At 72.3% G+C, this 12813-nt stretch carries 8 protein-coding genes; 5 read left to right on the top strand and 3 right to left on the bottom strand.

All coding sequences use genetic code 11. From position 1 onward, the window contains the following. The first annotated feature begins 39 nt into the window (after positions 1–39). Positions 40–1149 (top strand): GuaB3 family IMP dehydrogenase-related protein, encoded by a 1110-nt coding sequence (locus IQ279_RS13930; protein ID WP_206348863.1) that lies wholly within the window; start codon positions 40–42, stop codon positions 1147–1149. 153 nt (positions 1150–1302) lie between these two features. Here IQ279_RS13930 and IQ279_RS13925 read toward each other — a convergent pair whose 3' ends face one another. Then, positions 1303–2565 (bottom strand): nucleotide sugar dehydrogenase, encoded by a 1263-nt coding sequence (locus IQ279_RS13925; protein ID WP_206348862.1) that lies wholly within the window; start codon positions 2563–2565, stop codon positions 1303–1305. Positions 2566–2803: 238 nt separating this feature from the next. Between IQ279_RS13925 and IQ279_RS13920 the strand changes: the two genes are divergently transcribed. Both IQ279_RS13920 and IQ279_RS13915 read left to right on the top strand, forming a co-directional pair. After that, positions 2804–4519, top strand: coding sequence for a glycerol-3-phosphate dehydrogenase/oxidase (locus IQ279_RS13920; protein WP_206348861.1), 1716 nt, complete (start codon positions 2804–2806; stop codon positions 4517–4519). Positions 4520–4737: 218 nt separating this feature from the next. Next, a complete protein-coding gene (locus IQ279_RS13915; protein WP_206348860.1) occupies positions 4738–6546 on the top strand; it encodes a serine/threonine-protein kinase in 1809 nt (602 codons plus the stop codon). A 10-nt stretch (positions 6547–6556) separates the two neighbouring features. Here IQ279_RS13915 and IQ279_RS13910 read toward each other — a convergent pair whose 3' ends face one another. Next, positions 6557–7426 (bottom strand): hypothetical protein, encoded by an 870-nt coding sequence (locus IQ279_RS13910; RefSeq protein ID WP_206348859.1) that lies wholly within the window; start codon positions 7424–7426, stop codon positions 6557–6559. 148 nt (positions 7427–7574) lie between these two features. Continuing rightward, a complete protein-coding gene (locus tag IQ279_RS13905; RefSeq protein WP_206348985.1) occupies positions 7575–8048 on the bottom strand; it encodes a peptidase M23 in 474 nt (157 codons plus the stop codon). Positions 8049–8377: 329 nt separating this feature from the next. On the opposite strand from IQ279_RS13905, the gene IQ279_RS13900 reads away from it, so the two are divergent. After that, complete coding sequence (locus tag IQ279_RS13900) at positions 8378–10747, top strand: serine/threonine kinase C-terminal domain-containing protein (RefSeq protein ID WP_206348858.1); 2370 nt, start codon at positions 8378–8380, stop codon at positions 10745–10747. 190 nt (positions 10748–10937) lie between these two features. Continuing rightward, positions 10938–12632: a succinic semialdehyde dehydrogenase gene (locus IQ279_RS13895; RefSeq protein ID WP_206348857.1), complete on the top strand. Its 1695-nt coding sequence runs from the start codon at positions 10938–10940 to the stop codon at positions 12630–12632. The last annotated feature ends 181 nt before the right edge of the window (positions 12633–12813 follow it).

Below are 12813 nucleotides of genomic sequence, written 5' to 3'. Positions count from 1 at the left end.
GGGATACTGGGGGCGTAGACCGTAGGAAGGGCACAGCACGTGACTGAGATCGAGATCGGCCGCGGCAAGCGCGGGAGGCGGGCGTACGCCTTCGACGACATCGCGGTGGTGCCCAGCCGCCGCACGCGGGACCCGAAGGAGGTCTCGATCGCCTGGCAGATCGACGCCTACCGCTTCGAGCTGCCGTTCCTGGCCGCCCCGATGGACTCGGTCGTCTCACCGAGCACCGCGATCCGCATCGGCGAGCTGGGCGGCCTGGGGGTGCTCAACCTCGAAGGCCTGTGGACGCGTTACGAGGACCCCGAGCCGCTGCTCCACGAGATCGCCGAGCTGGACGAGGAAGCGGCCACCCGCCGGCTCCAGGAGATCTACTCCGCCCCCATCCAGGAGGAGCTGATCGGACGGCGGATCAAGGAGGTGCGCGACTCCGGCGTGGTGACGGCCGCCGCGCTGTCGCCGCAGCGCACCGCGCAGTTCTCCAAGGCGGTCGTGGACGCGGGCGTGGACATCTTCGTCATCCGCGGCACCACCGTTTCCGCCGAGCACGTCTCCTCGGCGGCCGAACCGCTCAACCTCAAGCAGTTCATCTACGAGCTCGACGTCCCCGTCATCGTCGGCGGCTGCGCCACGTACACCGCCGCGCTGCACCTGATGCGCACCGGCGCGGCCGGCGTGCTCGTCGGATTCGGCGGCGGCGCCGCGCACACCACCCGCAATGTGCTGGGCATCCAGGTGCCGATGGCGACCGCCGTCGCCGACGTGGCGGCGGCCCGCCGCGACTACCTGGACGAGTCCGGCGGCCGGTACGTCCACGTCATCGCCGACGGCGGCGTGGGCTGGTCCGGCGACCTGCCCAAGGCCGTCGCCTGCGGCGCGGACGCGGTGATGATGGGCTCCCCGCTGGCCCGCGCCACCGATGCGCCCGGCCACGGGCACCACTGGGGCATGGAGGCCGTCCACGAGGACGTGCCGCGCGGCAGGCGCGTCAACCTCGGCACGGTCGGCACCACCGAGGAGATCCTGCTCGGCCCCTCGCACAGTCCCGAGGGCCACATGAACTTCTTCGGCGCCCTGCGCCGGGCCATGGCCACCACCGGCTACTCGGAGCTCAAGGAGTTCCAGCGCGTGGAGGTCACCGTCTCCCGCTGAGCGCGGGGGCGCGTACGGCTGAACCCGTACGGCGGGGCCCGTATGACGGGACTTGTATGACGGGACTGTGACGGAAAGGGGGCCGGGCCCGGTGGTGCCACCACCGGGCCCGGCCCCCTTTCCGGTGTTCTCCGTGTACGCGGCGGGCGCGCGTCACAGCCGGTGGGCCGCCCCCGTCGGGCTGGCGCCGCGGGTGTCCAGCAGGAGCTGGGCCTTGGCCGACAGGCTCTGCAGGTCGTAGACGCGGTGGTGCTGGAGGAGCAGGGTGAGGTCGGCCGCGGCTGCGGCCTCGTGGAGGGAGTCGGCGCGCGGGACGGGACGGCCGGCCACCCGCCACTGCGGCACATGCGGGTCGTGGTAGCCGATCTGCGCGCCCAGCTCCATCAGCCGCAGGGCGATCTCGGGGGCGGGGGAGCCGGTCCGGTCGGCCAGGTCGGGCTTGTAGGTGACACCCAGCAGCAGGACGCGGGCGCCGCGGGCCGACTTGCCGTGCTCGTTGAGCAGGGTCGCCGCGCGCTGGGCCACATAGCGCGGCATCCGGGCGTTGGCCTCCTGGGCGACCTCGACCAGGCGCAGCGGGTAGCCCGGGGTGCGCCCGGCGCGGTCCAGGCAGGCGGGGTCGACGGGGACGCCGTGGCCGCCCACGCCCGGGCCCGGCCGGAAGGCCTGGAAGCCGAACGGCTTGGTCTCCGCGCAGCGGATCACGTCCCACAGATCCACGCCGAGGTCGTGGCAGAGCACGGCCATCTCGTTGACCAGGGCGATGTTCACATGCCGGAAGTTGGTCTCCAGCACCGCCGTGGTCTCGGCCTCGCGCAGCCCGCGGGCCCGCACCACCTTCTCGACCAGCCGCCCGTAGAAGGCGGCGGCGGCCTCCGTGCAGGCCGGGGTCAGCCCGCCGATCACCCGAGGGGTGTTGGCGTAGCCGTGGGAGCGGTTGCCGGGGTCGAGGCGGGAGGGGGCGCAGGCGAGATGGAAGTCGTGCCCGGCCCGCAGCCCCGAGGCCTTCTCCAGCAGAGGGGCGACGTACTCCTCGGTGCCGCCGGGGTGGACGGCGGACTCCACCACGACCGTGGTCCGCGGGCGCAGCCGCTCACCGAGGGTGAGGGCCGCCGCCCGTACCGCGCCCAGGTCCGGGGCGCGGCCCTCGCCCTGCGGGGTGGGTGCGCAGATCAGGGCGGTGCGGACCCGGCCCAGTACGGACGGGTCCGAGGTGGCGCGGAAGCCGGCCGAGGCCATCTTGCGCACCTCGGCCGCCGACAGCCCGCCGCCCGCCGGCGGGCGCCCGGCGCCCAGCTCGCGCACGGCGTGCTCGTCGGGGTCGTAGCCGATGGTGCGGATACCGGCGGCCGTGGCGGCCTGGGCCGCGGGAAGGCCCAGATGACCCAGACCGAGGACGGCGAGATCTGCGGGCATGAGGCGGCGTCCCTTCCCCCGTCGGCGGAATCGTGGGGCTGGCTGGCTTGTGGGGCGATGTCAGGTTAAGCGCATATATGACAGATATGGTGGATTGCGTGCGGAGCGGTGTCCGCCCGGGTCGAAGTCGTGGGATCGGCGGACGAACGGGTAGGTGCCAGGGCGGGTACGGACACGCGTACGGACAGACATACGGACGGGCAATCGACCGGAGCATCGGCATATCAGGGAGGCAGTCGTGAGGACAGCGGCACTGGGACCGGCCGAGCGGGCCGAGGCGCTCGCCCGCATGTCGGAGCGCGAACTGGACATACTGGTCGTCGGCGGAGGAGTGGTCGGCGCCGGAACCGTCCTGGACGCGGCGACCCGCGGCCTGTCGACGGGCATCGTCGAGGCGCGGGACTGGGCCTCGGGCACCTCCAGCCGCTCCAGCAAGCTCATCCACGGCGGGCTGCGCTATCTGGAGATGCTGGACTTCGCGCTGGTGCGCGAGGCGCTCAAGGAGCGCGGGCTGCTGCTCCAGCGGATCGCCCCCCACCTGGTCAGGCCCGTCCCCTTCCTCTACCCGCTGCGGCACCGGGGCTGGGAGCGGCTGTACGCGGGCTCCGGCGTCGCGCTGTACGACGTGCTCGCCACGGCCTCCGGACGCGGCCGCGGCCTGCCCCACCACCGGCACCTGACGCGCCGCCAGGCGCTGCGCGTGGCACCCGCCCTGCGCAAGGACGCGCTGGTGGGCGCACTGCAGTACTACGACGCGCAGATGGACGACGCCCGCTACGTCGCCGCCCTGGTGCGCACCGCCGCCGCATACGGCGCCCACGCCGCCAACCGGGCCCGTGTGGTGGGCTTCCTGCGCGAGGGCGAACGCGTGGTCGGCGCCCGGGTGGAGGACCTGGAACAGGGCGGCGAGTACGAGATCCGGGCCAGGCAGGTCGTCAACGCCACCGGCGTGTGGACCGACGACACCCAGCGGCTGACAGCCGAACGCGGACAGTTCCACGTCCGCGCCTCCAAGGGCATCCACCTTGTCGTGCCCCGCGACCGCATCCACTCCACCACCGGGCTGATCCTGCGCACCGAGAAGAGCGTGCTGTTCGTCATCCCCTGGGGGCGGCACTGGATCGTCGGCACCACCGACACCGAGTGGGACCTGGACAAGGCCCACCCGGCGGCCTCCAGCGCCGACATCGACTACCTGCTCGACCACGTCAACTCGGTCCTGGCCGTGCCGCTCACCCGCGACGACGTGGAGGGCGTGTACGCCGGACTGCGCCCCCTGCTGGCCGGGGAGTCGGACGCCACCAGCAAGCTCTCGCGCGAGCACACCGTCGCCCACCCGGTGCCGGGCCTGGTGGTCGTCGCGGGCGGCAAGTACACGACGTACCGGGTGATGGCCAAGGACGCGGTCGACGAGGCCGTCCACGGGCTCGACCACCGCGTCGCCGAGTGCACCACGGAGGAGGTGCCGCTGGTCGGGGCCGAGGGCTACCACGCGATGTGGAACGCCCGCGCCCGCATCGCCGCCCGCACCGGACTGCACGTGGCGCGCGTGGAACATCTGCTGGGCCGGTACGGCTCGCTGACCGACGAGGTGCTGGAACTGGTCGCCGCCGATCCGAGCCTGGGCGAGCCGCTGCCGTGCGCGGACGACTACCTCAGGGCGGAGGTGGTGTACGCCTGCACGCACGAGGGCGCGCGCCACCTGGACGACGTCCTCACCCGCCGTACCCGCATCTCCATCGAGACCTTCGACCGCGGCACGCGCAGCGCGCGGGAGTGCGCCGAGCTGATGGCGCCGGTGCTCGGCTGGGACGCCGGGCAGATCGACCGCGAGGTGGAGCACTACCGCAAGCGGGTCGAGGCCGAGCGGGAGTCCCAGCGCCAGCCCGACGACCAGACCGCCGACGCCGCACGCCTGGGCGCGCCGGACATCGTGCCGCTCCAGCCGCTGTGACGGCCCGGCCGCCGGTGACACGCCGTCACCGGCGGCCGCAGCGCGGGCGGTGAACGGGCGGTGAGCGGGAGCACCCGGCGCGCCCGCGGATGCCGGGGCGTCAGCCCGGGCCCCGCGCACCGCCGTTCCGGTTGTGTGTCCCCGGCCGCGTGCACCGCGGTCCGCCCAGTGGGGGAGAATGGGGCCACTGCTGGGGCGGGCTGAGTGTGAGGGGACGCATGAGCGACGTGGACGGCCGCGGCAAGAAGGCCGGACGGCTGCTGGGCGGGCGTTACCGGCTGGGCGACGTCCTGGGCCGCGGTGGTATGGGCACCGTGTGGCGGGCCGAGGACGAGGTACTGGGCCGTACCGTCGCGGTGAAGGAACTGCGCTTCCCCTCCAGCATCGACGAGGAGGAGAAGCGCCGGCTGATCACCCGCACGCTGCGCGAGGCCAAGGCCATCGCGCGCATCCGCAGCAGCAGCGCCGTCACCGTCTACGACGTGGTCGACGAGGACGACCGCCCCTGGATCGTCATGGAGCTGATCGACGGCCGCTCCCTGGCCGACGTGCTGCGCGAGGACGGCCCGCTGGAGCCGCGGCGGGCGGCCGAGGTGGGTCTGGCGATCCTCGACGTGCTGCGTGCCGCGCACCGCGAGGGCATCCTGCACCGAGACGTGAAGCCCTCCAACGTCCTGATCGCCGACGAGGACGGCCGGGTCGTCCTCACCGACTTCGGCATCGCCCAGGTCGAGGGCGACCCCTCCCTCACCTCCACCGGCATGCTGGTCGGCGCGCCCTCCTACATAGCGCCGGAGCGGGCGCGCGGCCAGCGCCCCGGTCCGCCGTCCGACCTGTGGTCGCTGGGCGGGCTGCTGTACGCGGCGGTGGAGGGCCACCCGCCGTACGACAAGGGGTCGGCGATCGCCACCCTGACCGCGGTGATGACCGAGCCGCTGGAGCCCCCCAAACGCGCCGGGGCCCTGGAGGCGGTCATCCACGGCCTGCTGGACAAGGACCCGGACAAGCGGCTGGACGAGCCGGGCGCACGGGCGCTGCTGGAGCGCGCGGCCCGCGGGCCGCGCGCCGGGGGCGAGGAGAAGAAGAAGGAGGAGCCGGAGGGCACCCGTACGACCGTGCTCCCGGTGGCCGGCGCCGGGGCGGCCACCGGATCCTCCGAGCGGCTTCGTGCCGCCCTGCACGGCGTACGGGACGTGAGAGGGGCAACCGCGGTCAAAAGTGCCGTGGGGGGAGGGACTTCCGGAGGCAGAGGCGACAGCGATCCCGGGGAGCTGACGGGCAGGCCGTCGTCCGCCGGCCTGGCGTATCTGAAGGGCCGTCGCGGAAAGGCGCTCAGCATCCTCGTGGCCGTTGCCGTCCTGGTGGCGGTCGTGGCCAGTGTGGTCCTGGTGACTTCCGCCGACGGCGGTGGTGAGGAAACAAGAGGGGAGAGAGGTCGAGAAGGGCGGTCCGCGTCCCCCGGCGGGAACGGGGGGCGAACCGGAGGCGATCCGGATGCGCGGGAGACCGAGGGGGTGAGCGCATCTCCTGCCCGTACCGGTGGCACCGACGGATCCCCGCAGGCGGTGGACGGGAAGGACGGAGGCGGAAAAGAAGAGGGGAGCGCCGAGTACCGGCACGAACAGGGCTTCTCGCTCTCCCTGCCGGAAGGCTGGAAGTACGGGAAGACCGACGCCGCGGGGGCTAGGTTCGCCGGACCACAAGGGCAGAAGCTGTTGGTGGGGTGGACCACCACGCCTAAGAGCGACCCCGTGAAGGACTGGCAGGACCAGGAGCAGTGGATGCGGCGCGCGCGGTACGAACGCGTGTCGATCAAGCCGGTCGATTACCGGGGATGGAAGGCCGCCGACTGGGAATTCACGTACCGAGACTCGGGAGTCACCTACCACTCGATAGACCGCGGCTTCGTAGTCAGCGCACGATTGGGATACGGAATCATGTATACGGCCAAGGACGCCGACTGGGAGGCGGACTACTCCGTGGATGCGCGTAGGGTTTTCTTTTCCTCCTTCCGTCCCCGTGAATGACGTCGGTGCGTCATTTTGCTCTCAGTAGAGCACGAGCCTTTTTCAGTATCCTCTCTTGGTCGGCGGCCAAGAGATCCAAGGTTCGCTTGTCCTTCTCCACTAGTTCCCGCTGGATCTTTCTCTCCACATTCATCCACACGTTCGGCAAATCTACGGAAAACTTGCAGTCGACGTCGGCGACGGCCACCGTGCGTTCCTTGTCGTCCGGATCCGGTTCCGCGAACCGGGGATCCGAGGTGACAGTGAGGGGCGATTCGTAGGTAAAACCTTTCCCTTTCATGCAGCGTGACCAATCGGCGAAGGAATTCCTGACGCGGGGATTCGTGAGCGAACGCTTGTAGCTCTCGTGGTCGATGTCCCGCGCGACGGCCATGCGAATCTGCTCGTCCTTGTCGCGAGCCCGGATCTTGTGCGCGGCCTCCCCCGCGCATCCATCTTCCGGAACAGGGTTGCCTCGATGTGATTTGAGAACGCCGCCATCAGCCTCGTGTCCGGAAAGCAGCGCGTGCTGAATCTCGTTGAGTTCAGGGTAGACGTCCGGCGCGGGGTCCGAGGAATCCGGAATCTGGTAGCCGTTCTTTTCGGCTGCTCGTCGATCCAGTAGTCCGTACCGCCTGGTCAGCTCTGCGGAGTTCGCAGCCCTGGGGATTTCGGCTGCCTTGGGGGCCGGCACGCCAAAGCGGGCAACACAGAGTTGCTGCGCCTTGATCTCCGCCCGTTGCAAGAGGATTTGGTCCTCTTGCGACAGGGAGAACCGATCGAGGGGAAGGTCGATGGTAAACGCGGTGTTCGATGCGGTGCGTTTTCTGGCTGCTTCCCTGTGGTTGGCCGGTCGCTCTTCCAGTAGAGGTTCGCCGTTCCGGAGCAGTGCAGCGCCCACGGCTGTTGCGGCCAGTGTGGCGCACACTGCTATCAATATTGATCTTCTCATTTTCCTGCGGCACTGGGCGAGTGTGGGAGTGGGAGCGGAGCCCCTTCACTCCGCAGCGCGGAGTGAAGGGGCTCCGGGCGTGCATTTCGGATGACCTTCACCAGGCGTAGCAGCCACTCGGGTGGGTCGTGCCGTAGCCCGCCTTGATGAGAACGGAGGCGTTGTCGTTGTACGTTCTAGCGAGCCTGGGAGAGCTCACCCAGTTGTACTCGATGGTTCTGAAGGTGTCGCAAGGTCCGGCGTAACCGCTGTTGAAGAAGATGGTGCCGGAGGAAAGATAGAAGTTGTCATCGGCGCGGAACTGGGCCGAGGCGGCGTTGTTCTTCACGCCTTGTCCACGGCCTGGATCGCCGGAGAACCCCATGAAAGTGTACCCTGCAAGGTTCGATATGCTGGTCGAGGTCGGAAAGTACGCTCCGCCGTAATTGCTGTTGTAGTACATGACGACGCAGGGGCGGTTGGAGACGGTGCAGTCCAGGGCCGTCGCCGGTGCGGCTGACGAGAATAATGTTCCGGTCGTGGCGAGAACGGTGAGGCCGAAGCTCAAAAGGATCTTCTTCAGGGGGATCACTTCCGTTTGAAGGTGGTGTTACGGGGTGTACCGATGACGAGGGGAGGCTAGTCGATCAAGGCGCATGCTGTGGAGATGGCGTGCCTGATACGGACTTCTTGTCCGTAAAGCCCCTTGATGGCGCCTTGGCTCATTTCCGGTCGGGTGCGTGCGTATGGCCGACCGCCGGGAACCGGCATCGTGAGGACGTGGCAGAGTGCCGCTACGGGCGGCGCGAGGCCGTCCGGGCACGTATCGTGATAGTACGCAGACCCTGTGCGTCAGCGATCCGGCCGGTGGGAACGGATCCTGACGGGCCGTAGGGCATCAGTCCGTGTGGGGAGGGCGCCGTGGACGAGTACTCGGGTCGGCTGCTGGCCGAACGGTACCGCTTGCCGCGTCCGCCGTCGGACGAGTACGAACTGGTGGAGTCCCGCGCGTACGACACGGCCAGCGGACAGGAGGTGCTGGTCCGTCAGGTGCCGCTGCCGGAGGTCGTCGAGGCCGAGTTCCCCGGCGGGGGCGGCTACGGGCACGACGGCGCGGGCCGTGCCACGCGGCGTCCGGCCGATCCCGCCGTGCGGCGCGCGGTGGAGGCGGCGCTGGCCGCCTCCCGGATACCCGACCACCCCCGGCTCGACCAGGTCTTCGACGTCTTCGTCGAGGGCGACGGCCTGTGGATCGTCAGCGAACTGGTCGCGGCCCGGCCGCTGGCCGCCCTGCTGGCCGAGCGCCCGCTGAGCCCCCACCGGGCGGCGGAGCTGGCGGCCGACCTGCTCACGGCTCTGCGCGCGGTCCACGCGCACGGCTGGGTCCACCGCAACATCACCCCCCGCACCGTCCTCGTCTGCGACGACGGCCGGGTCGTGCTCACCGGGCTGGCCGCCGGCGCGGCGGAGGAGGCCCTGTGCGGGTACGACCCCCTCCCGGCGCCACCGAGCGTGCTGCCGCGCGGCCATGTGGACGGCCCCGCGGACGGTTCGGCGGACGACGTGCCCGGGAACGGCGTCCCCGGCCTGCCGCCCGGTTACCGGGGGGCGGACCAGGGTCCGGCGACGGGCGGTGTGCCCCGCCAGCTGGCCGGCCCCGGCGCCGACGGGGGCCCGGAGGCGGGGGAGCCCGGGGCGTACGGCCACCACGCGCCCCACGGCGGCGGGCACCCGGAGCCCGGCGGCCCGGCCGACGGGCGCGCCGCGCGCAGCGGTGCCATCGCAGCGTACCGGGCCGGTACGCGCGCCGCCGCCGCCCGGGCCGAGGTCGAGGCGCGCAGGGGCGAGGCCGGCGGACAGGCCGGGGACCTGCGCCCGGTGCCCCCCGGCGGCTCGGCCCCGTTCGGCGATGCGGCGTACGGGGGTGAGGCGTTCGGCGGGGAGCCGCACGGAGAACGGACGCCGCCCGCGCGTAGCTGGGGCGAGGAGGACGGCGACCGCTACCGCGGCCCCACCACCGCGCTCGCCGCCGAGCGCGCCCGCCAGACCAGGACGGCGATCGTCGGCGCCGTCACCGAGCGCTGGGCCCCCGAGCAGGCCGGGCCCGTCTACGAGAACTGGCGGCTGGCCCCGCCGGTCGGCCCGGCGGCCGATCTGTGGGGCCTGGGCGCACTGCTGTTCCGTGCCGTCCAGGGGCACGCCCCCTACCCCGAGGAGTCGGTGGCCGAGCTGGTGCAGATGGTGTGCGCCGAGCCGCCCGCGTTCGCCGAGGAATGCGGTGCGCTGCGGCCCGTCGTGGAGTCGCTGCTGCGTCAGGACCCGACCGAACGGCCCGACTTCGAGGAACTGGGCGGCTGGCTGCGCTCCCTGATCCGCTCCGCGCCCGAGCCCGAGGTCGGGCTGCACACGGTCACCGCGCCGCTCTCGCTGGAGGCGGGCCGGCCCGCCGACCCCAGGCGGCTGCCGATCATAAGGCGGCGGGGCGAGCTGGTGCGCAGGAAGCGGGCGGAGCGGTCCCCGGTGGCCACCCACGCCCGGCACCGGCGCGCCCGGAAGCAGAGGTCGCCGCGCCGGCTGGGCATGGTCCTGGTCGGGCTGATCCTCCTGCTGCTGACCGGGACGCTGGTGTACGCGGCCGTGTACATGCCCGGCGGTGGCACCGGCTCCACCGGGAACAGCGCCGACCAGCGGCCCGGCAGCGTGGGTGCGCAGCCGGAGCAGCCGGAGCAGCCCGGTGAGCAGGCCCCGCCGCGCGAGGACGAGGACGGAGGTCCGGACGGGCCCGGGGGCTCGGAGGAGCCCGGCACCGAGCGGCCGCAGGCCGGCGACCCGGTGGAAGGGCTCGACGGCTACAAGCTGCACGATGACGCGGCCGGCTTCCGGATCGCGCTCCCCGAGGACGCCCGGCGGGCGGGGCCGGACGGCCGGGGGCGGACGGTCTTCACACACGGGGGCCTGGAGATCGTCGTGGTTTCCGGCCGGGACACCACCGAGGAGTACGGCCCGGACCCGATGGCGTACCTCACCGACGACCAGCGGGAGCTGGACGCGTACCGCGCCGCGGACTGGGCGACCAGCTCCGGGATGCGGCGGATACAGGTGGGCCGGACGGTGATGGCCGAGGGCCGGTTCAGCTGGCGCGAGGGCGCGGAGAGCACCTACATGTGCGACCGGGCGGTCCTCTTGGAGGACCGCTACCACTCGGTGCTGGTCAGGGGTCCGGAGAACCGTAAGGACGACATCGACCGCGTCTTCGACACGATCGCCGACACCTACCGCGCCGCCGGCTGAGCCGTGCCCGGGCGGGCCGCCCGCCCGGCGCCCGAGGCCGTTTCCCGGCCGGGTTCCGGCCGTTTCCCGGGCCGCTCTCCGGGCCTCCGCCCGGATGCGCGCAATCTGCGCCAGTGTTCACTGGCGGATTCAGTGAAAAGTGGTTACCGCCGGGTACACAGAAGGTTTCCCACGCCGTACCCTCCCCGGTATGACGGATTCGCCAGGTACCGCCGCCACCGGGGCGGCGCAGACGACGGGCACCGCCCCCGACGCTCCCGCGGTCACCGCGGCCCCCGCCGCGCCGGCCGCGCCCACGACGGCCGGCAACCCGGTCGCCACCGCTCCCGCCGCCGCCCGTACCGCCGCCGAGGTGGTGACCGGCGAACTGGTCGCCCGGATCACCCGCGGTCTGGCGGGCAGCGGCCGCACCGCCTGCCACACCCCCTTCACCGGCGAGAAGCTGGCCGACCTGCCCGAATCCACCCCCGCCGAGGTCGCCGAGGCCTACGCCCGGGCCCGCGAGGCACAGCGGGCGTGGGCGGCGCGGCCGGTGCGCGAGCGCGCCGCCGTCCTGCTGCGCTTCCACGACCTGCTGCTGGCCCGCCAGTCGGAGGTGCTGGACCTGGTCCAGCTGGAGACCGGCAAGGCGCGGCTGCACGCCCACGAGGAGGTGCAGGCGGTGGCCGTCGCCGCCCGCCACTACGGCCGCAAGGCCCCGGTGTACCTGCGTCCCCGGAGCCACACCGGCGCCATCCCGGTGCTCACCCGGGTGCGGGAGCTGCGCCACCCCAAGGGCGTGGTCGGGCAGATCGCCCCGTGGAACTACCCGCTGGAGCTGTCGGTCGGCGACGCGCTGCCCGCCTTCGCAGCCGGCAACGCCGTCGTCATGAAGCCCGACACCGAGACCGCGCTGACCGCCCTGTGGGCGCGCGACCTGCTGATCGAGGCCGGGCTGCCGGCCGGGGTCTGGCAGATCGTGATCGGCGAGGGGCCGGTCGTCGGCCCGGCCGTCGTCGACCACGCCGACTACGTCTCCTTCACCGGCTCCACCCGCACCGGCCGCGAGGTCGCCCAGCGTGCGGCGTTCCGTCTGGTGGGGACCTCGCTGGAGCTGGGCGGCAAGAACGCCATGCTGGTGCTGGAGGACGCCGACCTCGACCGCGCGGCCGAGGGCGCGGTGCGAGCGGCCTTCTCCTCGGCCGGGCAGCTGTGCATCTCCATCGAGCGGCTCTACGTGCACGACTCGATCGCCGACGCCTTCCTGGAGCGGTTCACCGCACGCACCGGGGCGCTGCGCCTGGGCTCGGCGCTGGCCTACGGCGCCGACATGGGATCGCTCGTCTCGCGGCGGCAGCTGGAGAACGTGGTGCGGCACGTGGACGACGCCGTGGCCAAGGGCGCCAAGGTCCTGGCCGGCGGCAGAGCGCGCCCCGACGTCGGTCCGCTGTTCTACGAGCCGACCGTCCTGGAGGGCGTCACCGCCCCCATGGCCGTCTGCGGCGAGGAGACCTTCGGCCCCGTCGTCTCCGTCTACCGCTTCACCGACGAGGACGAGGCGGTCGCGCTGGCCAACGCCACCCCCTACGGCCTCAACTCCAGCGTCTGGACGAAGAACACCCGCCGGGGCCGCGAGGTCGCCGCCCGGCTGCGCACCGGCACGGTGAACGTCAACGAGGGCTACGCCGCCGCGTACGGCAGCGTCCAGGCGCCGATGGGCGGCATGGGCGAGTCCGGGGTGGGCCGCCGGCACGGCTCGGAGGGCATCCTCAAGTACACCGAGGCGCAGACCGTCGCCACCCAGCGGCTGCTGCCCATGGCCCCGTCGCTCGGCATGGACGACGAGAGGTACGCGGCCTTCATGAGCGCCTCCCTGCGGGTGATGAAGGCGTTCCGCCTCCGCTGACGCCCCGCCCCCGCGCCCCCCGTCCGCCGCCCCGCGCCCCGTCCCCACCCTCTTCCGCCTCCTTCCCCGGAACCGATACGCACCACCGGAGGTCCCCGTGTCCCGACCGCAGGACGAAGCAGCGCAGCGGCCGTCCGGCCGACCGCAGCCGCAGCCGCAGCCGCAGCCGCAGCCGCAGCCG

The organism is Streptomyces verrucosisporus (assembly GCF_017114865.1).
Classification (GTDB): domain Bacteria; phylum Actinomycetota; class Actinomycetes; order Streptomycetales; family Streptomycetaceae; genus Streptomyces; species Streptomyces fenghuangensis.
This window is presented reverse-complemented; position numbering and strand designations above follow the sequence as displayed.